Origin of the sequence: Sphingomonas sp. Leaf208, from assembly GCF_001421415.1 — a bacterium.
Taxonomy (GTDB): domain Bacteria; phylum Pseudomonadota; class Alphaproteobacteria; order Sphingomonadales; family Sphingomonadaceae; genus Sphingomonas.
Genome location: NZ_LMKH01000034.1, coordinates 161,505 through 186,159 on the forward strand (window position 1 = coordinate 161,505; position 24,655 = coordinate 186,159).

The following is a 24,655-nucleotide window of genomic DNA, read 5'->3' on the forward strand; positions in this document are numbered from 1 at the left end:
CGCTCGAACCGAAACGGGAGAGGACCGGGTTTGCCGCATTTTCTGGTTGCCGAAAGCGAGACCGCGGACGAGCGCGAGGCGCGTCGTCGCCATGCCGGCAAAAGCTCGGGCGAAACCTATGCGTCGACGCTTCGTCAGCTCCGTCCCGATGCCGAGATCACGATCGTCGCACCCGCCGACGACGATGCGCAGGTCTACGAGGCCAACGCCCTGAGCCTGTTCGACGCGGTGTTCATCACCGGATCGCCGCTCCACGTCTATGACGACAGCCCGGAGGTCCGACGCCAGTTGACCTTCATGCGATCGGTATTCGCATCGGGCACGCCGTCGTTCGGATCCTGCGCCGGATTGCAGCTCGCGGTCGCCGCTGCCGGAGGGAAAGTGCGCAAGATGCCGCAGCGGATGGAGGCCGGGATCGCCCGCCGCATCACGCCGACCGACGCCGGCCGCGATCACCCGCTGCTCGCCGGCCGCGCTCCCAGCTGGGACGCCCCCGCGATCCACGGCGATGAGGTCGAGACGCTTCCCGCAGACGCGACCCTGCTCGCGAGCAACGCCGTCACGACGACTCAGGCCGCCGAGATCCGCCACGACGGCGGGATTTTCTGGGGCGTGCAATATCACCCTGAACTCGCGCTCGGCGAAATCGCGGTCGCGTTGCGCCGCCAAGCCGAGGACATCGTCGAAGCCGGACTCGCGGAGACGACCGACGACGTCGAGCACCGCGCGGACCAACTCGACGCGCTCCACGACGATCCCGATCGCCGCTCGCTGCTATGGGCGCTCGGCGTCGATGACGAGTTCGCCGACGAGGCGCGCCGCCGCACCGAACTGACCAATTTCCTCGATCACCTCGCGGACATCGACGCCAGCGATCGCGCACACGCCGCATCGCCCGATCTGTGTCCCGCCTGACTCTTTTACCCGCAACAAGGAGCGACCAATGTCCACCACTCTCAAGGCAAAGTTCGATACCCGCCGCGAAGCCGAGATGACCGTCGAGCGCCTGGTCCAGGAGCAGGGCATCGAGCGGACCGACATCTTCATCACCACCGACGGCGCGGACAACAGCGTCGGCGACGAGAAGGCCGGTTCGGATACCGAAGGCAAGAACCCGACGCCGGAATCACGCGACGATGCGGCGCTGGAAGGCAAGATCGTAGTGTCCGTCGACATCGCGGACGATGCCCGCGCCGCCGAGGTGAAGGCCGCGTTCAAGGAATTCGACGCGAGCGACATCCAGGGCTGATAGCCGATCGAGGTACGGCGCTAACCACGCCGTACCTCCTACTCATCAATGCGGGGCGAGTCTCCGGAACGTTTCCAGGACCACGGCCTCCATGATCGGCTTGTCGAGCACTTCGGCGGGCGGATCGCAAGGCACGCAGGCTTCGGGCGTTCCGGTGATGAACATGACGGGTATGTTGCCGTGCGCGGCAATGATCCTTTGTACCGCAAGCGGCCCGGTTCCCTCGCGAAGTCGGACGTCGGAAACGATCATATCCGGGATGTGCGCCCCTGCGGCCACGACCGCGTCGGTCTCGCAATCCGCCTGATCATAGGATGTCGCGCCGGCCTGCTGAATCAGGCTGATGATATGGTCTGCGATCAGCCAGTCGTCTTCGATCACAAGTACGTGGCACATTTGGGTTTCCCGGTAAACTCAGGGTCCCTCAACGCGCCGGATGCCAGTCGGGCCCAGTCTTCACATAGATTAAGTTAAATCACTTAACTTTGTTTTGGTGTACTCTCACCGTCATCCACCGTCGCAAACCAGTCCGCATAGGGTGTCGTGCGCGCCATGTGCCGGTTGAGATCGGGCGCGCCATCGGTCCACCATACCGGCCCCCGCTCGCCCAGACAGTGCTTCGCGGCATCCACCGCGGCCCGCGCAGCCGCCTCCGCTGCGCCATCGCCATCCCGCTTCGCCGCGGCCACGCCTCGCCGCCCGTCCATCAACGCCGCAACCAGTCGCACGCGGTCGTCTTCGGCCAAACCGGGGTTCGCAGTCCGCCAGAGCCGCCCGCGCACCACGATATAGCGTCCGTCGGGGGTCGTCAGCGGGGATGGTTTCGGCATCGACGCAAGCGAGCCTAGAGCGGTGCATCGATCGTGAAGACGACGCCGGTGTCGCGATACTCGATCCGGGCGGTGCCGCGCATGTGCTGTGCGAGCACGCGTTCGATCATCCGCGATCCGAAACCGGTGCGCGTCGGCGGGGTGACCACCGGGCCGCCGGTCTCCTCCCACATGAAGGCCAGCCGGCGTCCGCCTTCACCGATGCCGACGCTCCATGAAATCGTGACATGCCCGCCCGCGACGTGGAGCGCGCCATATTTGGCGGCGTTGGTCGCCAGTTCGTGAAGCGCCATCGACAAGGCGAGCGTCACGCGCGGCTCGAGCCGGACATGCGGCCCCTCGACCGAGAACAGGCGACCGCCGCCATCATCGAACGGCGCCATCACCCCGGTCACGATATCCGCGATCGTCGCACCCTCGACCTCGTCGCGCAGCAACAGGTCGTGCGCGACCGCCAGCGATCCGATCCGCGCACCGATCGTGTCGCGCGCCTCGGACATGGACGCGGCATCGCGCAACGTCTGGTTGACGATCGCGCTGACCGTCGCGAGCGTGTTCTTGACCCGGTGCGTCAGTTCGCCCGCCAGCAGCGCGCGATGTTCCTCGGTCCGCTTGCGCTCGGTTATGTCGGTCGAGAAGCCGGTCATCGACAGCGCCGTGCCATCCGCGCGCGTCAGCAATTCGCCGCGGATCGCGACCCAGCGAACCTCGCCCGTCGGCGTCACGATGCGGTATTCGATGTCGTAGTCGCATCCCGTCGCGATCGTCTCCTGGATCGCTTCGACGACGCGCGGGCGATCCTCCGGATGGATCGTTTCGAGGAACTCGGGATAACCGAACGCCGCGCCCGGATCATAGTCGAAGACGATCTTGCAGCCATCCGATGCGTCGAGATGCTGGCTGGCGGGATCGAAGGTCCACGCGCCCAGCCGCCCCGCCTTCAACGCGAATTGCAGCCGCGCGGCGCTGTCCGCGAGCCGAACCTGAGTCTCCGCGGCGGACGCCTCGAGCTCGCGCTGCTCGGCCTCCAGCAGCGCGAGCGTTTCGCGTTCGAGCGTCACGTCGTGCTGGGACGCGACGTAATAGCGCAGATGCCGGCTGCGATCGAACACCGGCGCGACCAGCAGCCGGTTCCAGAACGGCGTCCCGTCCTTGCGGTGGTTGAGCAGGTCGATCTCGAGCCGCTCGGACCGCCCGATCGCATCCCGCAGCCGCGACACGTCCTCGGGATACGTCTCCGGCCCTTGCAGGAACCGACAATTCCGCCCGACCACCTCGTCGCGGGCATAGCCGGTCAAGCGCTCGAACGCCGCGTTCACGTGAATGATCGGGTTGTCGGGAAGCGTCGGATCGCTGATCGCCATAGGCAGGATCGCTTCGTTGAATCCGACCACGAAAGGATCCGCCGCGTCGAGCGAACGGCCGAATGCCGCCAGGATCAGCGTATGATCGGCATCCTCGTCCCGCAAGGACGTCTGGTTCTTACTCTGTTCCAAGCAAGTATTTGCTACCCAAAGTCTCGCGCGTCGACAATAGCATACCGTCATTGCGCCGAAGCATTTCCACCGCCGGGGTGCGTGGCGGGAGAACGCACGAACGCGACGCGATCGCGCCACGCATCTGCCGATACGCCGTCAGGCGGCGATCCGCGCAACGGCGGCCGCCTCTCCGCCGATCGGGCTCGAACCCATGCCCACCGCCGCTGGCACGAGGGTGTCGACCGCATCGGTGAACGGCACGACCGGTCGCCCGACCAGATAGCCCTGCACCGCGTCGCACCCGATCGAGCGCAGCAATTCGAGCTGTTCGCGCGTCTCGACCCCCTCCGCATGCGTGAGGACGCCGAGTTCCTGGCCGATCGCGACGGTCGCGCGCAGCACCGCCATGCACCGCGCGTCGGAGCCCGCCTCGATCACGAAGCTCCGGTCGATCTTGATCCGGTCGAACTGGAAATCGCGAAGATGCGCGAGCGACGACTGGCCGGTGCCGAAATCGTCGAGCGCGACCTTGATCCCGGTCCTGCGGATCCGCGCCAGCATCGCCGCCGTGCGCGCGGCATCGTCGATCAGCGCGGTCTCGGTGATCTCGACCTCGACCCGCTCCGCCGCGACACCGTGGACCAGGATCGCCTGCGTCAGGTGGTGCAGCAGCGCGTCCGACTTCAGCTGTCCCGCCGACACGTTGATCGCGACGTGGAGGTGGGAGGACCAGCCCGCCAGCTGGCGGCACGCTTCCATGATCACCCACCGGCCGATTTCCTCGATCAGGCCGCAATCCTCGGCGATCGGGATGAAGGTATCGGGCGAGATCCAGCCGCGCGTCGGGTGGTTCCAGCGGATCAGCGCCTCGTATCCCGTCGTGATGCCCGACGACAGCGCCACCACCGGCTGGAACGCGAGCGAGAAGCCGCCATTCTGCACCGCCTCGTACAGGTCGTCGGTGATGTGCTGCCGTTCGACCAGGCGTTCGGCAAGGCCCGAGACATAGGGTTGCGCACGCCGGCGCCCGCGTCGCTTCGCCTCGTACAGCGCCATGTCGGCACGCTTCATCAGTTCGTCGGGGGTCAGGTCGTTGGCGAACCCGGCGATGCCGATGCTGCACCCGGGCAGCAGCCGGCGTTCGTCGATGATCACCGGCGCGCTCAGCCGGACGACGATCGTGTCGGCCAGCGCGGTCGCCGCATCGCCGAGCTGCGTGGCGATGATCGCGATCTCGTCGCCGCCCATCCGCGCGACGAAGCTGTCGTCGGGCAACAGGCTCGTCAGCTCGGCCGCGACATGGATCAGCAACGTATCGCCGACCGCATGGCCATACGCATCGTTGATCCGCTTGAAATCGTCGAGATCGATCAACAGCAGCGAGAACGGCTTGCCCAGACCGATCCGCGCCTCCTTCTCCTCGCGCAGCGCGCGGCGGTTGCGCAGTCCGGTCAGCGGGTCGTGATAGGCGAGATGCGTGAGGTTATCGAGCGCACGGCGTTCGGCGCTGACGTCGTTGAACGTCAGCACGATGCCCTGTCGCGGGATCGACCGGCACTGCATCTGATACGTGCGGCCATCCTCCATCTCGCACTCGCGGTCGAAGTCGTCGTCGAGCTGCACCCACTGCTTCATCGCGCCCCCGACCAGCGTACGCTTCTCCGCCGCCCAGCCGCGGCATGTCGCGATGACGTCGAGGAACTGGTCGATCGTCAGCCCTGGGCCGATCGCGTCGACCGGCGTGTTGAACAGGTCGAGGAAACGCCGGTTGAAATGACGCAGGCGGCCTTCGCGGTCGATGAACACCAGCCCGTCGGACATGCTCTCCATCACCGACTTCAGCGTCTGCGCCTCTTCCTCGCGCGTCGTCTTGAAGCGCGCGAAGGTCAGCAGGCTGCCGAGGCACGTGACCGACACCGCGAACGTCATGCAGGCCGCGACCAGCCCAGGCGACAACACGCTGCCGGGCACGTCGTTGATGCTGCCGAGGACGAGGTCGCCCGACAGCGACAGGAAATGCGTGACGCAGATCGACAGCGCGAACACCAGGCACCCGATCGGCCGCGAGCGCGACCAGCCACGGTTGATCTGCCACGACGACAGCAGCAGCGTCCCCATCACCAGCCCGGCGACATTGGTCGGCCACGAAAAGACGTGGATGCAGTCGGTCATGCCGGTGATGCCGACCGCGTGCATGCACCAGATCCCCGCCCCCGCCGCACCCGCGGCGACGATCCGCCCCTTGTGCGATCGCAACCGCGTGATCGCGACGATCGGCACGCCGACGGTCAGTATCCCGACCAGCGCCGACACCGTCGTCACGAACGGGTCGTAGCGCAGCAGCAGGTCGGGCCGGTATGCGAGGATGGCGATGAAGTGCGTCGCCCACACCCCCAGCCCGGCGGCCAGCGCCAGCGCACCGTGCCGCCAGCCGAACGGCTCGCGCTGCGGGGCGTTGGCCATGTCGGTGGTCAGCAGCGACACCGACCAGCTCGCGGTCAGGCAGATGCCGATCGCGACGACGACCAGATAGCCCGAATGCTGGAAATGGAGATTAAAGAGAGTGGGTAGCATGGTCGCTCGGTCGTTTTTTCCCGAGTGACACGAACACCTTAACGAAAAGGCACGCGCCGCTGCCCGCCTGTCGAGCCGCGTTGATGCAGGTTACTCGTTCGCGTGAAAGAACCGCAGGATCACGCTCGTGCCACTGGCCACCTCGCCGAACGCCACGGTCGCGTTGAGGCGAGTCGCTGCCGACCGCACGATCGCCAGGCCGAGGCCGCTTCCCTCCGGACTCCCAGTCGCGCCGAGCCGGACGAACCGGTCGAACGCCATCTCGCGCTGGTCGATCGGTATCCCCGGCCCATCGTCGACCACCGCGATCGTCGTTTCCGACGGCGTCGTCCGGAGCCTCACCGACACGGTGCCGCCGCGCCGGTTGTAGCGGATGCCGTTGTCGATCAGGTTCGATACGATCTCGAAGATCAGCGTGCGGTGGCCGGGAACGACGTGGCTGACCTCGGGGTCGCCCTCGATCGTCAGGTCGATGCCGGCTTCGATCGCGCGGTTGATCTGTCGCGTGATGACCGCCACCGCCACTTCGCGCAGATCGACCGCCTCGAGGGGCGCGGACACCCCGGCCTCCTCGGCGCGCGCCAGCGCCAGCAACTGCGTCACCAGGCGTTCGAGGCGCACCACCGCGTCGGCGATCTCGTCGAGCGCGACGCTGCGCTCGGGACCCGAGCCGCGACGAGCGAGTGCGACCTGGACCTTCAGCACCGACAGGGGCGTGCGCATCTGGTGCGATGCGTCGGCGGTGAAGCGGCGGACGCCGACGGTCGCGGTGTCGAGCTGCGCCAGCAGGCGGTCGAACGCACCGGCGAGCGGGCGGAGTTCGCTCGGGAGCGGACCGGTATCGAGCGGCGAGAAATCGGGGCGAGCGCGTCCATCACGTGCTTCGACGGCACCGCGGAGGCGGGCGAGCGGGCGGAGGCTCCAGCCTAACGCAGGCCGGATGAGCAGTGCCGCCGCGCCCACGAGAACGCATTCGCCGATCAGCAACGCCAGCATGAGGCGGCGGGTGAGCGCACCACGGTTGTCGAGAGTCTCGGCGATCTGCACGATCACGGGCTTGTCGATCCGGGGGAGCGAGCGGCGGACCTCGGCGATACGGATCTGCTGGCCGCGGTAGCGCGCGAAGCGATAGCGCGGCACGTCGATGTCGAGCGTCGCAGGATCGGGGGCGGGCAAATCCGCATAGCCCGTCAGCAGGTCCGGGCCGACGGCGACGCGGTAATAGACGTTGTCGCGCTCGGTGTTCTCCAGCATCCCGAACGCCGCCGACGGCAGATCGAGCGTCACCTCGCCGCGCTCGACCTGCACCGTCTCCGCGATCGCGCCGAGCGCACCGCCGAGCACGCGGTCATTGGTGCGGCGGACGACGTCGGCGATCAGCGTCGCACCGACCACGCCGATCAGGATCGCCGCCGCCAGCAACGGCCCGAGCACCGCGACCAGCAGGCGCGTGCGTAGCGCTGGCGTTCGAGTCTCAGCCGGCATCGAGCATATAGCCGACCCCGCGGACGGTGCGGATACCGGGGCCGTCGGGCGCAAGTTTTCCCCGCAGCCGCGTGACATGGACCTCGATCGCATTGTCGCCGACCGGCTCGTCGAACCCGAACACCTCACCGATCAGCAACGCGCGGGGAACGACCCGGCCTGCTCGGGTTGCAAGTGCCTCCAGCACCGCGCGCTCCCGCCGACGCAGATCAAGCGCACGACCGGCGATGTCCGCGTCGCCGGTCGAGCGGTTGATCGTCAGCGTACCGACACTGAGCACCGGCAGCGGATCGCCGCCCCGCCGCCGTCCCAGCGCCCGAACGCGCGCCTCCAGCTCTTCGGGATCGAACGGCTTCCGCAGATAATCGTCGGCGCCGAGATCGAGCCCGCGCACGCGGTCGTCGAGCGCATCGCGTGCGGTCAGCATCAACACCGGCACCCGCTCACCGCGCCGCCGCAGCGTCTCCAACACGGTGAACCCGTCGATGCCCGGCAACCCGACGTCGAGGATCACCAGCGCATACGGCTCCCCCGCCACCACCGACAACGCGTCCTCGCCCGTCGCCACGTGATCGACCGCATTACCGCCCGCACGCAGCAACGCCGCGATGCTGCGCGCCAACGCCGCGTCGTCCTCGATCAGCAGGATGCGCATGAAAAACCATGAAAGGTTGGTGACAGGTTCGGTTCGTACTCCACCGTTGCAGTCTATCCGAACACAGAGACGGAAGGCGAGGAGAGTGACGATGGCACGAATTTTTCTGAAGATCGCACTGCTGGCTACGAGCTTCACCGCGACCGCCGTCGTGGCGCAGCGCCCTGCCAACTACCCGCGCTCCTACGACCAGCTGATCTCCGACGCGCGCGTCGAGCGACAAGTGCGGATCTATGGCAATGCCGATCGCGCCGAGCTGCTGCCGGTCGTTGCAGCATTCCGGAAGCGCTATCCGGGCATTACCGTGCTGTACGCGGACATCGGCTCGACCGAGATGTACCGCCGCTTCGTCACCGAGACGCGCGCGCGCCGCATGTCCGCCGACCTCGTCTGGTCGTCGGCGATGGACCTCCAGGTGAAGCTGATCAACGACGGCTTCGCGCAAGGCTATGCGAGCCCGGAAAAGCCCGCGCTGCCGCCCGTATCGGTGTGGAAGAACATGGGCTTCGGCGTCACCGCGGAGCCGATCGGGATCGTCTACAACAAGCGTCTCGTGCCCGCCGGACAGATGCCGCGCACGCACGCCGCGCTGGAGACATGGTTGCGGAAGAATGCGCGCGCCCTGACAGGCCGGGTGACCACGTTCGATCCGGCGCGCTCGAATGTCGGCTATCTGTACCTGTCGGAGGATCTCGCGATCACGCGCGACACGCGGTCGTTGCTCGAGGCGATCGCCGCGACCAAGCCCGTGCTGTCGCGGACCAGCGAGCCGATGCTGCGCGGCGTCGCCGAGGGGCGGCAGGCGATCGCGTACAACGTCATCGGCTCCTACGCGGTGGAACGGGCGCGGACCGATCCCCGCATCGGCGTCGCGTTCCTCCAGGACTATACGATCGTCACCTCGCGGATCGCGTTCATCGCGCGCGAGGCCGCGCATCCGGCGGCGGCCAAGCTGTTCCTCGATTTCCTGCTGTCGCGCGAGGGTCAGTCGCTGCTCGCCAGGCGCAGCCTGTGGCCGGTCCGCACCGACGTTGCTGCCCGCCGTCTCCCCCAAGCACAGGCCCGGCCGATCCGCGTCGGCCCGCAACTTCTCGTCAACCTCGACCGCGTCAAGCGCCAGCGTTTCCTGCGCGACTGGACCGCGATTCTCGCCACCGGAGCCCAACAATGACTCTCTTCCGTACCGGGTGCGCCGCACTCGCGCTGATCACCGCGACTCCGGCGCTGGCCCAAGCTCCGACCGACGCCGACCTCGCCGCACTGGTGCGTGCGCAGGCCGCCGAGATCGCGGCGCTGAAGTCGCGTCTCGATCGGCTGGAGAACAACGCCGCCGTCGCGCAGGCGTCCGTTCCCGCAGCCCCGTTGCAGCCGGCACCGCAGGCAGTCGCGCAGAACAACGAGCCGCGCCGCACCCTGCCGTTCGCGCCGCAATTGGCCCCTCCCGGCCCCGCCGATCGCAGCGTCGCGCAGGCGGTCGCCGCACGCGACAATCCGTCGGGCGTGACCACCGAGTGGGGCGCCGGCCTGCCCGTGTTCCACTCGGCGGACGGCGTCTACACGTTCAAGCCGCGCGGCCGCATCCTGACCGACGTCAGCTCGAGCTTCGGCTCGAAATATGACGGCCGCAACATCACGACGACGGGCATGCGCGCACTCCGCCTCGGTCTCGAAGGCGGCGTCGGCACGCATTTCTTCTACCAGTTCGAGAGCGATTTCTCGGAGAACGAGGTCGACGTCGTCACCGCGTTCGTCGGCTGGCGCAACAAGATCAAGCCGGGCCTCGACTACGACGTCCGCGCCGGCCACCTGTTCAACGATCGCGGCTTCGAAGGCTCAACCGGCTCGGATTCGACCCCGTTCCTGGAGCGCACCACGGTCGCCACCGCGATCATCCCGCAGCGCGGCTTCTACGGCATCGGCGTGATGCCGCGCATCTTCTGGAAGACCGGCCACGCATCGGTGACTATTACCGGCGACCGGATCGACGGCACGCAGACCGTCGGCGACAGCCGCACGGTGCTCGGCCGCGCGCACTGGAACCCGATCAAGTCCGATACCGGCGTGCTGCACATCGGCGCGTGGGGCTTCGACGAGTCGCTCTCCTCGGTCGCGGGCACGCTGACCCGCAACACGGTGATCGGCGGCCGCTTCAACGGCGCGCTGCGCGTGTCGACCGGGCCGCTGATCGGCGGCACCGGCACGACCGGCTACGGGGTCGAGCTCGGCGGCTATCGCGGTCCGTTGTGGGTGATGGGCGAAGCGGGCCGCCGCAACGCGCGGCTCGACGGCGGGCGTCCCGATTTCGTCAGCAAGGCGTGGAGCGTCTCGGGCGGGCTGTTCCTGACCGGCGACCTGCCGCCGTACAACCCGCGGCTCGGCAGCTTCGGCCAACCCAAGGTGTTGAAGCCTACGTTCGACGGCGGGGTCGGTGCGATCGAGCTGACTGCACGCTACGAAAGCCTCGATTTCGACAATCTGCTGACCGGCGGCGACGGCTGGGCGGCGACCGTCGGCGTCAACTGGTACCTCAACTCCTTCACCCGCTTCCAGGTGAACGCGATCCAGTGGAACACCGACAACCGCGCCGGCGACTATGTCGGCAACGACAGCGGCCAGACCCTCAGCGCCCGCGTCGGGGTGACGTTCTGATGCTGGCAGTCGCCAACACCCCTCCGTCACCCCGGACCGGTTCCGGGGTCCACCGTTCCGCAAGCCAAACTCTCATGATTTTGCGGTGCCGTGGATGCCGGAACGAGCCCGGCATGACGGAGAAGATAGCGCGTCCGTCGACCCGGACTGGTCGGCGTTGGGCGCCCGTATTCGACACTACGCCAACCCTATTCACGCCCTTTCCTAGGACGATGCGATGAACCTTGCCCTGCTCGGCTTCCTGATGGTCGCCACGTTCATGACGTTGATCATGACCAAGAAGATGACGCCGCTGGTCGCGCTCATCGTGATTCCGTCGATCTTCGGCGTGTTCGCGGGCGAGGCCGCGGGCCTCGGCCCGATGATGATCGACGGCATCAAGAACCTCGCGCCGACCGGCGTCATGCTGCTGTTCGCGATCCTGTTCTTCTCGACGATGACCGACACGGGCCTGTTCGATCCGCTGGTCGGACGGCTGATCCGGATGGTCCACGGCGATCCGATGCGAATCCTGATCGGGACGGTCGTGCTGTGCGCGCTCGTCAGCCTCGATGGCGACGGCTCGACCACCTACATCATCACGATCGCCGCGCTGTTGCCGCTCTACAAGCGCTTCAACATGAACCGGCTGTACCTCGTCTGCCTGTTGATGACGACGAGCGGGATCATGAACCTGACGCCGTGGGGCGGGCCGACCGCGCGCGCGGCGAGCGCACTGAAGCTCGATCCGGCGACGCTGTTCCTGCCGCTGATCCCCGGCATGATCGCAGGGCTCGCCTTCCTGATCGGCCTCGCCGTGTATTTCGGGCGCAAGGAGCGCGTGCGGATGGGTGAAGCGGGGATCACCGCGGACACCGAGTTCACCGGCATGGCCGTCTCGCAATATCCCGAGGCACGCCGCCCGAAGCTGATCTGGTTCAACGCCGCGCTCGTCATCACGCTGCTGACTTTGCTGGTCTGGGGCATCCTGCCCTTGTCGGTGCTGATGATGCTGGCGTTCGCGATCGCGATGATCGTCAATTACCCCGGCGTCGCCGACCAGAAGGAGCGCATCTCCGCGCATGCCGGCAACGTGCTGGCGGTGGTGTCGCTGATCTTCGCGGCAGGCATCTTCACTGGCATTTTGGGCGGGACCGGCATGGTCGAAGCGATGAGCAAGGCGGTGGTCGGCGTGATCCCGCCCGCGTTCGGGCCGTACATGGCGCCGATCACCGCGGTGCTGAGCATGCCGTTCACCTTCTTCATCTCGAACGACGCGTTCTATTTCGGGATGCTGCCGATCCTCGCCGAGGCCGGCGCGCATTACGGCGTCGCGCCCGAGGCGATCGCGCGCGCGTCGCTGATGGGCCAGCCGGTCCATTTGCTCAGCCCGCTGGTGCCGTCGACCTATCTGCTGGTCAGCCTGGTCGGGATCGACCTCGCCGATCACCAGCGCTTCACGCTCGTGCCCGCGATCGCCGTCTGCGTCGTGATGACGATCGTCGGCATGATCGCGCTCGCCTTCCCGTTCGTCGCCTGACGTGAGCATCCCCGCAACCCGCCGCTACCGGAGATTTCGCATGGTCCGACCGCGTACACCGTTGATGCTGCTCCCCGCGATGGGCTGCGACGGGCAGCTCTGGGCGCGCCAGATCGTCGACCTCGCCGCCGTCGCACAGGTCGAGTTCGGCGACCTGTCGCAGGACGATACGTTGTCCGAAATGGCCGCACGCGTGCTCGCCAGCGCACCGCCGCGGTTCGCTGTCGCGGGCGTCAGCCTCGGCGGCTACGTCGCGATGGAGATGGTGCGCCAAGCCCCCGACCGGATCGAGCGGATCGCGCTGTTCGGCACCCGCGCGTCGATGGAGGTCCGCCCGCGTACCGTTGTCGGCCAGGGCCTACTCGCCACCGCACCGCACGCCGACCCGCGCCTGACCGCGATCGTCGCCGGCCCCGCACAGGCGATGGCGGAACGCGTCGGCCAGACCGTCTTCGAACGCCAGCAACGCGCGCTGCTCGCCCGTCCCGACATCAGCGAGGCGATCGCCGCGATCCACGTCCCGACGCTGGTGGCGGTCGGCGACCGCGACCTGATCTGCACCCCCGACGACGCACGGGCGCTGAGTGCGCGGATCGAGGGGTCGCAGTTCCACATGCTGCGCTCCTGCGGCCACCTCGCACCGATGGAGCGTCCCGGCGAAGTCACCGCGCTGCTCCGCCAGTGGTTGAAGACCGGCTGATCAACTAGGAGGGCCCTCTGCCAGGACCGTGCAGGCGTCGTTCGCTCAACGGTCGGCACGGACCCTGCCCTTCGACGAAAGCGCATCATGACCTCGACCGACCACCGGCTTCGCGTATTGGCAATCCTGTGGTCGATCGGGCTCTTGGCATCCGGCTGGGCCCCCGCCGACCGCGCGACGTGGTGGATGGAGATCGCACCCGTCCTCATCGCCTTCCCCATATTGGTCGCTCTGCGACGCAGCTTCGCGTTCACGACGCTCGCCCTCGTGCTGATCGCGCTCCACGGCCTCGTTCTCATGCTGGGCGGCGCCTACACCTATGCCCGCGTACCGATCGGTTTCGCGGTGCAGGACTGGCTGCATCTTGCGCGCAATCCGTATGATCGGTTCGGCCATCTGATGCAGGGCTTCGTGCCCGCGATCGTCCTGCGCGAGATCCTCATCCGGACCGGCAGCATCGCGTCGCGCCGACTGCTGACGGTCACCGTCCTCGCCTACTGCCTGTCCGTCAGCGCCTTGTACGAACTGATCGAGTTCGGCGCCGCCGTCGCGCTCGGCCAAGGCGCGGACGCGTTTCTCGGGACGCAGGGCGACCCGTGGGATACGCAGTGGGACATGCTGATGTGCCTGGTCGGCGCCATACTCGCATTGCTCCTGCTATCCCGCGTTCACGACAGGCAGATTGCCCGCCTCAGACCTTGAGGCCCTGCAACAGCTTCGGGAGATCGCCGCTTTCACCGCGTGCCTCCGCCATGAAGCGGTCCTTGAGCGGCGGGATCGCGTTGACAGCGCTGATGCCGAACCGGCGGACGGCGCTGGCGGTCTTGCCAGGGAGACCGAACAGGCGGGTGAGCGTGTCGGTGGCGGCTGCGGTCATGAACGTGTCGAGCCCGCGCCAGCGCTGATACCGCGCGAGCAGCGCCGCGTCGCCGAGATCGAGGCCGAGCCGCTTGCCCTCGACCAGCACTTCGGCGAGCGTCGCAACGTCGCGGAAGCCGAGGTTAAGCCCCTGCCCCGCGATCGGGTGGATGCCGTGGCCTGCGTCCCCAACCAGCGCGAGCCGCGTGTCGGTGATGCGCGCGGCGTGGTGGAAGCCGAGCGGGTAGGACGAGCGTGGCGTCGCCATCGACAGCGTGCCGAGGAAGCCGCCCATGCTCTTTTCCGCTTCGGCGAGGAACGCGCGGTCGCCGAGCTTGAGCATGCCGGGGGCGTTCTTCGCGTCGACCGTCCAGACGATCGCCGAGCGATGGCCATCGGCGTCATCCGGCAGCGGGAGCAGCGCGAACGGGCCGCTCGCGTAGAAGATCTCGTACGCGACGTCCTCGTGCGAGCGTTCGTGGTGGAACGCGGCGATGATCGCGGTGTGCTCGTACGACCAGCGCGCGATCGTGATCCCGGCGGCCTCGCGCGTCGGCGAGTTGCGGCCCTCCGCGGCGATCAACAGCGGCGCGCGGATGACGTCGCCCGAGTCCAGCGTGGCGGTGACGCCCGATTCGGCACGGTCGACCGTCGTCGCGCGCGTCTGCATGCGGAGGTCGACATGCGCTGCGGCGGTCGCGGCGTCGAACAGCGTGCGGCGGAGGAGCTTGTTCTCGTACATCGTGCCGAGCGCGCCATCGTCCGCGGCGGGGACGAAATCGAGCGCGCCGGGTTCGAGGCCGTCGCTCACCCGGATCTGGCGGATCGCACAGCCCTGCCCCGCCAGCGTCGCGCCGATGCCGATCGCGTCGAGCATGCGGTGGCTGGCGCTTGCGACTGCCGAGGCGCGGCCGTCGAAGCCGGGCGCGAGCGTCACCGCGGGGTCCGCGGGGTCGATCACGATCGTCGAAATGCCGTGCACGTCGAGCGCCACGGCGAGCGTCGCACCGACCAGCCCGCCACCGAGGATGATTACATCTGTGTCCATGGCGCCCGCTTTATCCCGCCAGCCGGTCGCTGCCAACGACGTTCCCGACGCGGTTTAACCCGTGTTTCAGCGTGGTTGCTTGACGTCCGAGCAACCCAGCGCGATGCAAGATCACTATCAAAGTGAATCTGGAGAATACGGGTCATGGCCAGCCGCGCGCAGCCAGCCTTGTGGCGTGAGACGGTGAAGGCGGGTGCCGTCCGCAGCGGCGCGCTGATCGCGGCGATCGCCTTGTTCGTCGGCACGCTGCTGATGGCGCTGGCGCTGGCGAGCTATCACCCGAGCGACCCCGCGCTCAACACCGCGTCGGGCGGCGACCCCGCCAATCTGGTCGGGCCGCCGGGGGCGTGGTTCGCCGATATCGCGCTCACGCTGTTCGGACCCGCCGTCGCGCTGTTGCTCCCGATCGGGCCGATTCTCGGGATGCGACTGTGGCGTGACGCGCCGCTGGGGCATTGGGTGCGGATGGTGCGCGGCGCGGCGATAGGCGTCGCACTGATGGCGAGCGCGCTGGCGTTCGTGTCGGGCACGTCGGTGCTCGCGCTCCCCGCCGGCTGGGGCGGCGTGATCGGCCTGTCGGTGTCCAGCGCGGTGCATTGGGCGTTGAGCTTCATCGGCCAGCCGGTCGCCGAACTCTGGTCCGCGCGCGCGATCGGGCTGGTCGCGGCGATTGCGGGCGCGATCGTCTGGGGCAAGAGCATCGAGATCGATCTCGGCGAGCGCAAATGGCGCCTCCCCCGCCGCAACCGCACCGAGGCGCTGGGCTATGACGGCTTTGCGGAGATCGACGAAGACGACGACGAGCCGCTGACTCTGACCCGGAAACCGGTCGAGCCGCGTGCCGTGGCAGAGCCCGACCCGCGCCCTGCCCCGGTGATCGCGGATCGCCAGAACGCGCCGTCGCAGGCGAAACCCAAGGAGCGCCAGTCGTCGCTCGACCTGCGCGACAATTTCACGCTGCCGAGCCTCGACCTGCTGACGCCGTCGCCGCCGAGCCAGGGCAATGTGATCGACAAGGCCGGGCTCGAACGCAACGCACGGCTGCTCGAGAACGTGCTCGACGATTTCCACGTGAAGGGATCGATCATCGAAGTGCGGCCGGGTCCGGTCGTGACGATGTACGAACTCGAGCCCGCGCCCGGCATCAAGGCAAGCCGCGTGATCGCGCTGGCCGACGATATCGCGCGCAACATGTCCGCCATTTCGGCACGCGTCGCGGTGATCCCAGGGCGCAACGTCATCGGGATCGAGCTGCCCAACGCCCGGCGCGAGGCGGTGAGCTTGCACGAACTCGTCGGCAGCCAGACGTTCGAGGACCAGTCGGCGCAGTTGCCGATCATCCTGGGTAAGAACATCGCGGGCGATTCGGTGATCGCCGATCTCGCGCCGATGCCGCATCTGCTGGTCGCGGGCACCACCGGCTCGGGCAAGTCGGTCGGCCTGAACAGCATGATCCTGTCGCTGCTGTACAAGCTGACGCCGAATCAGTGTCGGATGATCATGATCGATCCGAAGATGCTCGAACTGAGCATGTACGACGACATTCCGCACCTGCTGTCGCCGGTCGTCACCGATCCGGCCAAGGCAGTGCGCGCGCTGAAATGGGCGGTCGAGACGATGGAGGACCGCTATCGCCAGATGTCCTCCGTTGGTGTCCGCAGCCTCGCCGGCTTCAACGACAAGGTGCGCGGCGCGAAGGCCAAGGGGCAGCCGCTCGGACGGAAAGTTCAGACCGGCTATCATCCCGACACCGGCGCGCCGATGTACGAGGAGGAGAAGCTCGAATACGACGTTTTGCCGCAGATCGTGGTGATCGTCGACGAGCTTGCCGATCTGATGATGACCGCGGGCAAGGAAGTCGAATTCCTCATCCAGCGGCTCGCGCAGAAGGCACGCGCGGCGGGCATCCACCTCATCATGGCGACGCAGCGGCCGTCGGTCGACGTCATTACCGGCGTCATCAAGGCCAACCTGCCGACCCGGATCAGCTTCCACGTCACCTCGAAGATCGATTCGCGCACCATCCTCGGCGAGCAGGGTGCGGAGCAGCTGCTCGGCAAGGGCGACATGCTCTACATGCCCGGCGGCAAGGGCATCGTCCGTGTCCACGGGCCGTTCGTGACCGACGACGAAGTGCGGCTGGTGGCGGATCACTGGCGCTCGCAGGGGCTGCCGGATTACATCTCCTCCGTCACTGAGGAGCCTGAGGAGAGCTTTGCGCTGGAGGGCTCGCCGACCGGTGAAGACTCCGCGGAGGACCAGCAATATCGCCAGGCGATCCAGCTGGTGTGCGAGTCGCAGAAGGCGTCGACCTCGTGGCTGCAGCGCCAGTTGCGGATCGGCTACAACTCGGCTGCGCGATTGATCGAGCGGATGGAGAAGGACGGCATCGTAGGTCGCCCGGATCATGTCGGCCGCCGCGAAGTGCTGCGCGATACCGAGGGGCATGCGATCTAGCGTCGGACTCGATCCTCCCCCGCCAGGGGGAGGTGGCTGGCACTTGCCAGACGGAGGGGGAGGCAAGCCACCACCTCGGCTCCGTGCCCTCCCCCTCCGTCACCTGCGGTGCCACCTCCCCCTGGCGGGGGAGAATTCCTGGAATCCCTTGGCTTGTCGAGGGTTTCGGACTGCGAAGGCCCGGTATACGGGATTGATACAGGTTACGAAAAACAGGTGGGCGTTATGGGAAATTGGCGGTTCTGTGCAGCAGCAGCGTTGACGCTCGCAATACCCGGTCAGGTCTCCGCGCAGGATACCGCCAAGCAGACCCCCGGCAGCAGTGCGACCGACACGCAGCACCGCCCGCGCTCCGGCGTGCGCCGTGACAGCGATCTCTCACCCTCTGCGCTGACCGCCGATACGCAGCGTACACCGCCCCCCGGCCTGTTCGCCGACTGGTTCAATATCCGCAAACGACTGGCCGATCGCGGTATTGGGCTCAGCGCGCGCTATGCCTCGGAAAGCGCGTATAATTTTTCCGGCGGCGACCGGAAGCTGCTGCGCGAGACCGGTCAGTTCGACGTCGGCGTGCTCCTCGATCTCGACAAGGTCGTCGGCCTCAGGGGCGGTGCGTTCCAGGCGACCGTCACCTACCGCCGTGGCCGCGATCTGGGTGCGGACGCCAATCTCGGCGTGCTGCAACAGGTGCAGGAAGTGTACGGCCGCGGCCAGACCGTCCGCCTCACGCAATTCTGGTACGAGCAGAAACTTGGCGAAAAGCTCGAACTCAAGATCGGCCGCACCAATCCGGGCGAAGATTTCGCGTCCTTCTCGTGCTATTTCCAGAACCTCAGCTTTTGCGGTGCGCCGCCGGGGAATCTGAATGGCGATTACTGGCAGAACTGGCCGGTCAGCCAATGGGGCGCGCGGCTGCGCTACGACGTCAACGATCACCTCACGCTGAAGACCGCCGCCTACGAAGTGAACCCGCGCAACCTCGAAAAGGACTTCGTGATCGGCCGGTTCCACGGCGCAACCGGCGCGCTGATCCCCGTCGAGGCCGAATGGCGGCGCGGCGACGACGACGGCCGGGTCGGCGCGTACAAGGTCGGCGGTTGGGTCAATACCTCGAACGGCGACGACGTGTTCTACGACCTGAACCGCCGGCCGATCGCGATCACCGGCCTCGAACCGCTCCGCCGCAGCGCGCGCTACGGCGTGTATTTCAACATCCAGCAACAGGTCACCGGCACGTCTAAGGACGGCAAGTCGGTCACCGGGCTCAGCGTGTTCCTCAACGCGACGCAGGCCGACCGCGCCACCTCGACCACCGACAACCAGATCGCTGCCGGGCTGTTCTACAAGGGGCTGGTGCCGTGGCGGCCGAATGACATCCTCGGCTTCGGCGTGGCGCGGACCAACGTGAACGGACGCGTAGCGAAGGGCCAGGCACTCGATCCGGCGCGGCCCGCGGTGCAGGATGCGGAATACGCGTCGGAAATCTATTACAGCGTCCACCCGACCAAGTGGCTCGAGTTGCGCCCGAACGTTCAGTTCATCCACAACCCCGGCGGCGTGCACGACGCGAACGACGTCGCGGTGCTCGGGCTGAAGGGCGCGATTACGCTGTAGCCGTACGCTCTGGCGGAACCCGCCGAATTCAGTGGCGGTTCAAGCGCGGGCGGGCAACGGTCGCGCCTTGAGGAGATTTCGATGTTCAATACCCGCCCCGCGGTGATCGCGACGATCGCCGCTTTGTCCGTCGCCGCCGTGCCCGCGCCGATCGCCGCGCAGGCGACCGGTGATCTCGCGGCTGTGCAGAAGCACCTGCAATCGGTCGAGACGATGACCGCGAATTTCTCGCAGGCGGATCGCAACGGCAAGGTGCTGACCGGCGTGCTGACGCTGAAAAAGCCCGGCAAGCTGCGCTTCCAGTACGAAAAGGGCGTGCCGATCCTGATCGTCGCGGAGGGCGGCGCGCTGACCTTCATCGATTATTCGGTGAAGCAGGTGCAGCGCTGGCCGATCAAGAACTCGCCGCTGGGCGTGCTGCTCGATCCGACCCGCGACATCACGCGGTATGCGAAACTCGTCCCCGGCTACGACCAGCGAATCACGTCGGTCGAGGCGAACGATCCCAAGCACCCCGAATATGGCCGGATCACGTTGGTGTTCGTCCGCAACGCGAGCGCGCCGGGCGGGTTAATGCTGCAGGGCTGGGTCGCACTCGACAGCCAGAACAACCGGACGACGATCCGCCTGACCAACCAGAAGTTTGGTGAACCGGTCAGCGACAACAGCTTCCGCTGGAACGATCCGCGCCGCACGGGTGTAAGAAAATAACATAAAATTCGTGTCATTCATGCAAGCGACAGGTTCGGCCTCCTAGAGAGTGGCTCGCGGATGTGGGGCATTCGGGATTTTTCCCCCTGTTGCCCGGATGGTTTCCCCATTTCTTGCCTGCGTGACGAACGCTGAGTTGGCCCTCGCTCCATGCCCCCGGAGCGGGGGTCTTTCGCGTAGAGCGGCAGGCAAAAAGATCTGCCTGACTCGCTCGAGCGCGGCCGACGGGCGATAGCCCGGTCGACGACATGGGCTTTGCCCGTGGCGCCTTCTGACCTTCTAAAACCGAAGCGTCGGATGCGTGGAAACCGACCCACCCCCTGCCCCTCCCTTTCAGGGATGGGAGACCGTTGCGCTTCAGACGCTTCCTTGTCCCCACCCCCCCGCAACGCTACATCGCGCCGGTGAAGATCGTCTCCTGGAACATCAACTCGGTCCGTTTCCGGATCCCCATCGTCGAACAGTTTCTGCGCGACGAGCAGCCCGACATCCTGTGCCTGCAGGAGACCAAGGTCATCGACGGCGACTTCCCGTTGGCGGCGTTCCGCGCGCTTGGTTACGAACACATCGTCCTGCACGGCCAGCGCATGCATCACGGCGTCGCGATCCTGAGCCGTGTGCCGATCGTCGAGGACGACCGGTTCGACTGGCAGGCGAACAGCGAGGCGCGCCACATCGGCGTCCGGCTGGAGAACGGCGTGCGGCTCGAGAACGTCTACGTCCCCGCCGGCGGCGATGTTCCCAATCGCGAGGTGAACCCCAAGTTCGGCCAGAAGCTCGACTTCATCGAGCGCATGACGACCTGGTCGGAAACCCTCCCCGGCCCCACCATCCTGGTCGGCGACTTCAACATCGCCCCGCTCGAATCGGACGTCTGGAGCCACAAGCAGTTGCTCGACGTCGTCAGCCACACTCCCATCGAGGTCGAGGCGCTCGGGAAGTTGCAGGCGGCAGGCGACTGGGTCGATCTCGGCCGCCATTTCCACCCCGCCCCCGCCCGCCTGTTCACCTGGTGGAGCTACCGAGCCAAGGATTGGGCAGCCTCGGATCGCGGGCGAAGGCTCGATCATATGTGGGCAACCGGTGCCGCGGCCGAAGCCGCGGTGTCGCATCACGTCTACGAACGCTGCCGGAGTTGGCTGAAGCCGTCCGACCACGTCCCGATCATGACCGAGTTCGCGTTTTGAGTAATCCTCGCGCAGCGGCACGCGCGGTCGACGCGCTGCGCCGCGGCTGGCCGATCGCGATCGACGGGCTGGTGCTGCTCGCCGTCGAGACGGCGGATGCCGAGCGGTTGGCGGCGTTCGATCCCGAAGCGAGTGGCAGCGTGCTGATCTCGTCGGGCCGCGCGGCAACGTTGAAGCTCGCGAACCAGCTCCCGGCCGCGGATCCGACCGAGCCCGTGCTCGTCGATCGCGCCCCCTGGATCGACTTCGCCGCCGCGACCGCGCTGGCCGATCCGCAATTCGACTTGGCCACCCCCCTCAAGGGTCCGTTCCAGACGCTCCCGCTCGCCGATCCGGACGCGGCGGCAGCTGCCTTGCGACTTGCCCGGATCGCGGGATTGCTGCCGGCGTTCTTCCTCGGCACGGGCGAACCCGAGGTCCGCATAACCACTGCCGATATAGACGCACACGAAGATGCGAACCGACTGACACTCGCGGCACGCGCGCGGCTTCCGGTCGAGGGCGCCGAGGATGCGGAGATCGTCGCCTTCCGTAGCCCCGAAAGCGCAGACGAGCACATCGCGCTGCTGATCGGCCAGCCCAACGGCCAGCCGCCGCTCGTCCGCCTCCACAGCGAGTGCCTGACGGGCGACGTGCTCGGCAGCCTAAAATGCGACTGCGGGCCACAGTTGCACGCCGCGATCCACGCGATCCAGCATGGCGGCTGGGGGATCCTGCTCTATCTGCGACAGGAAGGCCGCGGGATCGGCCTGGTCAACAAGCTGCGCGCGTATGCGTTGCAGGACCAGGGGTTCGACACGGTCGATGCGAACACGCGACTTGGCTTCGCGGTCGACGCGCGCGATTTCGGGGTGGCGGCGCGGATGCTGACGCTGCTCGGCCAGCGCGAAATACGGTTGCTGACCAACAACCCCGCCAAGGTCGCCGGGCTCGAAGCGGCTGGCGTGACGGTGATCGAACGCGTGCCGCATTTCCTGCCGTCGAACCCGCACAACGCGCAGTATCTCGCCACCAAGCGCGACCGCACGGGGCATCAGTTCTGACCGATATCCCACCCTCAAGACGCCTGATCGTGGTGTTCGGCGCGGCGGTTCGTCCCGACGGCAGCCCGAGCCCCACCCTCGCCCGCCGCATCGCGTTCGCAGCGGCGGCGGCGGCGCGCTACGTCGATGCGGACCTGTTCTGCTCCGGCGCGAAGGGGACGCATGGCCCGTCCGAAGCGTCGGTGATGGCGGGTGTGCTCGCCGAGACGGTCGATCGTTCGCGAATCCATCTCGACGAGGTGAGCGTGGATACGTTGCAGAGTGTCGTGGCCGCGACCGCGTTCGCGCGCGCGGGCCACTATGCGCAGTGCATGATCTGCACCGACGGTTATCACCAGCCGCGCATCCGTATGCTGTTCGCAATGCTCGGCATGCCCGCGAGTGCGATCCACGTGCCGCATGGCGGGAGCCGGCGGTACCAGCTCAAGATGCGGTCGCGGGAAGCGGCGGCAATTCCGTATGATCTGGTTGCGGGGATCGGTGCGATCTGGCGGCGTAAGCGGGGCTAGCGGTTCTCCTGCGAACGCAGGAGCCCAGGGTACCGAGCCCAGTCCGTGGTTACCCTGGATTCCTGCGTTCGCAGGAAAACGGTTTTGCAGCCCCGATACCTTCTCCGTCACTCTGGCATGACGGGGCAAGCCGCTAGTGTGCCTCGATCAACCGCGCGACGTCCTCAAAACTCTCCGCCAGCGCATCGACACCGATCGCCTTCAACCGCGCACCATGCTCGGCATTGCAATGTGACCCCGCCGACAAGCCGATAACATAGCCCCCCGAAGCCACAGCCCCAGTCGCACCCACAGGCGAATCCTCAAGGATAGCCGTCCGCGCAATATCGACGCCAAGTTGCCGCGCGCCGAACAGATACAGATCAGGCGCGGGCTTGCCGTTCGTCACATGCTCCCGCCCGCTATAGAGGTGATCACCGAACGCATCGCGCAAGCCGATATGCTCCAGATGCCGCGCGATCCACGAGACGGGGCTCGACGAAACGATCGCCTTGGGCAAATCGGCAGGGAGAGAGCGGACGAACGCAACCGCGCCCTCGATCGCATCGACGCCAGCCGCCATCACCCGCTCGTCCTCGGCCTTCCGCGCGGCGTAGAACTCCTCGGGCAGCGGCCGGTCGATCCAGCGCTCGATCGCGTCGATGAACTGAGGCCCGGCAAGCCCCATGAAGTTCGCCATCGAATCTTCGGCGCTGGTCGGGTGCCCCGCGGCGGTCAGCCATTCCGCGATGTGGCGATTGCCGACGGCTTCGCTGTCGATCAGCACGCCGTCGAAGTCGAACAGCAGCGCATCGAACCGAACTGGAATGCTCACACGCCCGTCCCCCGCGCGCCGAACAACGCGCTGCCGATCCGGACGTGAGTCGCGCCGATCGTCACCGCGGTCTCGAAATCGTCGGACATGCCCATGCTGAGCCCAGTCAGCCCGTGATCACGCGCCAGCTTTGCGAGCAACGCGAAATACGGCGCCGGCTCGATATCCGCGGGCGGCAGGCACATCAGTCCCGCGATCGGCAAACCGGCGGCGCGCGCCTGCTCCACCAGCGCGGGCAGGTCCGCGATCGCGCACCCACCCTTTTGCGGCTCATCGCCGATGTTGACTTGAAGGAAGCAGTCCGGCCGACGATCGCTCGCCTCCATCGCCTTCCCCAGCGCGGCGACCAGCGACGGGCGATCGACCGCATGGATGCAGTCGAACAACGCCACTGCCTCGGCTGCCTTGTTCGACTGGAGCTGCCCGATCAGGTGCAGCTCGACGTCGGGATACGCCGCACGCAATGCCGGCCATTTCTCCGACGCTTCCTGCACGCGATTCTCGCCGAACACGCGCTGGCCCTCGGCGAGCAGCGGCTCGATCGCCTCGACCGGATGCGTCTTGGAGACAGCGATCAGCGTCACGTCGTCCGCGCGGCGATCCGCGATCTCGGCGGCCTTGGCGATCCGGGTGCGGATGGCCTGCAATTTGGTGGTGTCGTCAGCAATCATGCGGCGCGCTATAGGCAGCGGCGTGGCCCGTCGTAACCCCATTCCCGCGCGCTGGCTGATGACCGACGAGCGGATGGGCGACGCCTTGTGGCGTGCGTTGAGGCGATTGCCCCCCGGATCAGGGGTGGTGTTCCGGCATTATGCCACGCCCGAGCGAGATCGGCGGGTATTGCTGCGGCGGGTTATTCGCATCGCGCAAGCGCGCCGGCTAGTCGTCGTGGTGGCCGGAAAGCCTGTGATCGCGGCCAACGGTGTGCATGGTCGAGGAAAGACTCACGGGATCAGAACCTGGCCAGCGCATTCGAGAGGCGAGGCCTTGGCTGGCAAGCGCGCTGGGGCTGCTGCCCTGTTCGTGTCGCCGATCCATCCCACCCAATCGCACGACGGCACGGCGGGGATCGGTCCGGCGCGGGCTATGCGGATCGGACGGGGACTCGGGGGGATACCGATGATCGCGCTAGGCGGAATGAGCGAGTTGCGCTGGCGGCGCATCCAGCGTTTCGGCTTCCACGGCTGGGCCGCGATCGATGCCTGGATGCCTAGTACGCCGTCATCCTGACGAAAGTCAGGATACAGAGTAACCGATCACTGCGTCTCATGGCAC

General features: G+C 67.1%; 23 protein-coding genes. 14 read left to right on the forward strand and 9 right to left on the reverse strand.

What is annotated here, in order from left to right; all coding sequences use genetic code 11:
* Positions 1–30: 30 nt before the first annotated feature.
* Entirely contained in the window at positions 31–915 is an 885-nt protein-coding gene (locus ASE69_RS13465) for a type 1 glutamine amidotransferase (protein ID WP_056487528.1), read from the forward strand.
* A 28-nt stretch (positions 916–943) separates the two neighbouring features.
* Positions 944–1,249: a hypothetical protein gene (locus ASE69_RS13470; protein WP_056064484.1), complete on the forward strand. Its 306-nt coding sequence runs from the start codon at positions 944–946 to the stop codon at positions 1,247–1,249.
* Between the two features lie 45 nt (positions 1,250–1,294).
* Here the strand turns inward: ASE69_RS13470 and ASE69_RS13475 are convergent, their stop codons facing one another.
* The 6 genes from ASE69_RS13475 to ASE69_RS13500 form a co-directional block, all read right to left on the reverse strand.
* The gene (locus ASE69_RS13475; protein ID WP_235518769.1) at positions 1,295–1,630 is read right to left on the reverse strand and encodes a response regulator; all 336 of its coding nucleotides are present in this window, start codon (positions 1,628–1,630) and stop codon (positions 1,295–1,297) included.
* A gap of 98 nt (positions 1,631–1,728) precedes the next feature.
* Positions 1,729–2,079 (reverse strand): hypothetical protein, encoded by a 351-nt coding sequence (locus ASE69_RS13480; RefSeq protein WP_056487533.1) that lies wholly within the window; start codon positions 2,077–2,079, stop codon positions 1,729–1,731.
* A 14-nt stretch (positions 2,080–2,093) separates the two neighbouring features.
* Positions 2,094–3,575, reverse strand: a complete 1,482-nt coding sequence (locus ASE69_RS13485) for a PAS domain-containing protein (RefSeq protein ID WP_235518770.1) — start codon at positions 3,573–3,575, stop codon at positions 2,094–2,096.
* Between the two features lie 138 nt (positions 3,576–3,713).
* Positions 3,714–6,131, reverse strand: coding sequence for an EAL domain-containing protein (locus ASE69_RS13490; RefSeq protein WP_056487536.1), 2,418 nt, complete (start codon positions 6,129–6,131; stop codon positions 3,714–3,716).
* 90 nt (positions 6,132–6,221) lie between these two features.
* A complete protein-coding gene (locus ASE69_RS13495; protein WP_056487539.1) occupies positions 6,222–7,616 on the reverse strand; it encodes a sensor histidine kinase in 1,395 nt (464 codons plus the stop codon).
* The gene (locus ASE69_RS13500; RefSeq protein ID WP_056487542.1) at positions 7,606–8,271 is read right to left on the reverse strand and encodes a response regulator transcription factor; all 666 of its coding nucleotides are present in this window, start codon (positions 8,269–8,271) and stop codon (positions 7,606–7,608) included. The genes ASE69_RS13495 and ASE69_RS13500 overlap by 11 nt, the downstream gene beginning before the upstream one ends.
* A 91-nt stretch (positions 8,272–8,362) precedes the next feature.
* Here ASE69_RS13500 and ASE69_RS13505 point away from each other — a divergent pair, with 91 nt between their 5' ends.
* The 5 genes from ASE69_RS13505 to ASE69_RS13525 all read left to right on the forward strand — a co-directional run bounded on the left by ASE69_RS13505 (position 8,363) and on the right by ASE69_RS13525 (position 13,841).
* Entirely contained in the window at positions 8,363–9,442 is a 1,080-nt protein-coding gene (locus ASE69_RS13505; protein WP_056487544.1) for an ABC transporter substrate-binding protein, read from the forward strand.
* A complete protein-coding gene (locus ASE69_RS13510) occupies positions 9,439–10,920 on the forward strand; it encodes an OprO/OprP family phosphate-selective porin (protein ID WP_056487547.1) in 1,482 nt (493 codons plus the stop codon). The genes ASE69_RS13505 and ASE69_RS13510 overlap by 4 nt, the downstream gene beginning before the upstream one ends.
* Positions 10,921–11,137: 217 nt before the next feature.
* Positions 11,138–12,439, forward strand: coding sequence for a CitMHS family transporter (locus ASE69_RS13515; RefSeq protein ID WP_056487550.1), 1,302 nt, complete (start codon positions 11,138–11,140; stop codon positions 12,437–12,439).
* 40 nt (positions 12,440–12,479) lie between these two features.
* Entirely contained in the window at positions 12,480–13,139 is a 660-nt protein-coding gene (locus ASE69_RS13520; RefSeq protein ID WP_082453117.1) for an alpha/beta fold hydrolase, read from the forward strand.
* Positions 13,140–13,226: 87 nt separating this feature from the next.
* Positions 13,227–13,841, forward strand: coding sequence for a DUF2238 domain-containing protein (locus ASE69_RS13525; RefSeq protein WP_056487557.1), 615 nt, complete (start codon positions 13,227–13,229; stop codon positions 13,839–13,841).
* Here ASE69_RS13525 and ASE69_RS13530 read toward each other — a convergent pair.
* A complete protein-coding gene (locus ASE69_RS13530) occupies positions 13,831–15,045 on the reverse strand; it encodes a UbiH/UbiF/VisC/COQ6 family ubiquinone biosynthesis hydroxylase (protein WP_056487559.1) in 1,215 nt (404 codons plus the stop codon). The two genes, ASE69_RS13525 and ASE69_RS13530, sit on opposite strands and share 11 nt — an antisense overlap.
* A 144-nt stretch (positions 15,046–15,189) precedes the next feature.
* Between ASE69_RS13530 and ASE69_RS13535 the strand changes: the two genes are divergently transcribed.
* The 6 genes from ASE69_RS13535 (at position 15,190) to ASE69_RS13560 (ending at position 22,566) form a co-directional block, all read left to right on the forward strand.
* Entirely contained in the window at positions 15,190–17,502 is a 2,313-nt protein-coding gene (locus ASE69_RS13535; RefSeq protein WP_056064299.1) for a DNA translocase FtsK, read from the forward strand.
* A 225-nt stretch (positions 17,503–17,727) separates the two neighbouring features.
* On the forward strand, positions 17,728–19,116 hold the full coding sequence (locus ASE69_RS13540) for a carbohydrate porin (protein ID WP_056487562.1): 1,389 nt from the start codon (positions 17,728–17,730) through the stop codon (positions 19,114–19,116).
* Between the two features lie 81 nt (positions 19,117–19,197).
* Complete coding sequence (locus ASE69_RS13545; RefSeq protein ID WP_056487565.1) at positions 19,198–19,827, forward strand: LolA family protein; 630 nt, start codon at positions 19,198–19,200, stop codon at positions 19,825–19,827.
* A gap of 404 nt (positions 19,828–20,231) precedes the next feature.
* The gene (locus ASE69_RS13550; protein ID WP_056487568.1) at positions 20,232–21,014 is read left to right on the forward strand and encodes an exodeoxyribonuclease III; all 783 of its coding nucleotides are present in this window, start codon (positions 20,232–20,234) and stop codon (positions 21,012–21,014) included.
* On the forward strand, positions 21,011–22,057 hold the full coding sequence (gene ribA / locus ASE69_RS13555) for a GTP cyclohydrolase II (protein WP_056487571.1): 1,047 nt from the start codon (positions 21,011–21,013) through the stop codon (positions 22,055–22,057). Before ASE69_RS13550 ends, ribA begins: the two co-directional genes overlap by 4 nt.
* Positions 22,058–22,086: 29 nt before the next feature.
* The gene (locus ASE69_RS13560; protein ID WP_162236888.1) at positions 22,087–22,566 is read left to right on the forward strand and encodes a YdcF family protein; all 480 of its coding nucleotides are present in this window, start codon (positions 22,087–22,089) and stop codon (positions 22,564–22,566) included.
* Between the two features lie 133 nt (positions 22,567–22,699).
* Here the strand turns inward: ASE69_RS13560 and ASE69_RS13565 are convergent, their stop codons facing one another.
* A complete protein-coding gene (locus tag ASE69_RS13565) occupies positions 22,700–23,380 on the reverse strand; it encodes an HAD family hydrolase (RefSeq protein WP_200924174.1) in 681 nt (226 codons plus the stop codon).
* Complete coding sequence (locus ASE69_RS13570; RefSeq protein ID WP_056487576.1) at positions 23,377–24,051, reverse strand: YggS family pyridoxal phosphate-dependent enzyme; 675 nt, start codon at positions 24,049–24,051, stop codon at positions 23,377–23,379. The genes ASE69_RS13565 and ASE69_RS13570 overlap by 4 nt, the downstream gene beginning before the upstream one ends.
* A gap of 22 nt (positions 24,052–24,073) precedes the next feature.
* Here ASE69_RS13570 and ASE69_RS13575 point away from each other — a divergent pair, with 22 nt between their 5' ends.
* Positions 24,074–24,610, forward strand: coding sequence for a thiamine phosphate synthase (locus tag ASE69_RS13575; RefSeq protein ID WP_235518774.1), 537 nt, complete (start codon positions 24,074–24,076; stop codon positions 24,608–24,610).
* The last annotated feature ends 45 nt before the right edge of the window (positions 24,611–24,655 follow it).

Bases quoted from the DNA above. Each gene is read 5' to 3' on its own strand.
- ASE69_RS13535 (WP_056064299.1), top strand. From the start codon at position 15,190: ATGGCCAGCCGCGCGCAGCCAGCCTTGTGGCGTGAGACGGTGAAGGCG.
- ASE69_RS13515 (WP_056487550.1), top strand. From the start codon at position 11,138: ATGAACCTTGCCCTGCTCGGCTTCCTGATGGTCGCCACGTTCATGACG.
- ASE69_RS13480 (WP_056487533.1), bottom strand. From the start codon at position 2,079: ATGCCGAAACCATCCCCGCTGACGACCCCCGACGGACGCTATATCGTG.
- ASE69_RS13510 (WP_056487547.1), top strand. From the start codon at position 9,439: ATGACTCTCTTCCGTACCGGGTGCGCCGCACTCGCGCTGATCACCGCG.
- ASE69_RS13570 (WP_056487576.1), bottom strand. From the start codon at position 24,051: ATGATTGCTGACGACACCACCAAATTGCAGGCCATCCGCACCCGGATC.
- ASE69_RS13500 (WP_056487542.1), bottom strand. From the start codon at position 8,271: ATGCGCATCCTGCTGATCGAGGACGACGCGGCGTTGGCGCGCAGCATC.
- ASE69_RS13520 (WP_082453117.1), top strand. From the start codon at position 12,480: ATGGTCCGACCGCGTACACCGTTGATGCTGCTCCCCGCGATGGGCTGC.
- ASE69_RS13530 (WP_056487559.1), bottom strand. From the start codon at position 15,045: ATGGACACAGATGTAATCATCCTCGGTGGCGGGCTGGTCGGTGCGACG.
- ASE69_RS13505 (WP_056487544.1), top strand. From the start codon at position 8,363: ATGGCACGAATTTTTCTGAAGATCGCACTGCTGGCTACGAGCTTCACC.
- ASE69_RS13495 (WP_056487539.1), bottom strand. From the start codon at position 7,616: ATGCCGGCTGAGACTCGAACGCCAGCGCTACGCACGCGCCTGCTGGTC.
- ASE69_RS13540 (WP_056487562.1), top strand. From the start codon at position 17,728: ATGGGAAATTGGCGGTTCTGTGCAGCAGCAGCGTTGACGCTCGCAATA.
- ASE69_RS13545 (WP_056487565.1), top strand. From the start codon at position 19,198: ATGTTCAATACCCGCCCCGCGGTGATCGCGACGATCGCCGCTTTGTCC.
- ASE69_RS13525 (WP_056487557.1), top strand. From the start codon at position 13,227: ATGACCTCGACCGACCACCGGCTTCGCGTATTGGCAATCCTGTGGTCG.
- ASE69_RS13490 (WP_056487536.1), bottom strand. From the start codon at position 6,131: ATGCTACCCACTCTCTTTAATCTCCATTTCCAGCATTCGGGCTATCTG.
- ASE69_RS13470 (WP_056064484.1), top strand. From the start codon at position 944: ATGTCCACCACTCTCAAGGCAAAGTTCGATACCCGCCGCGAAGCCGAG.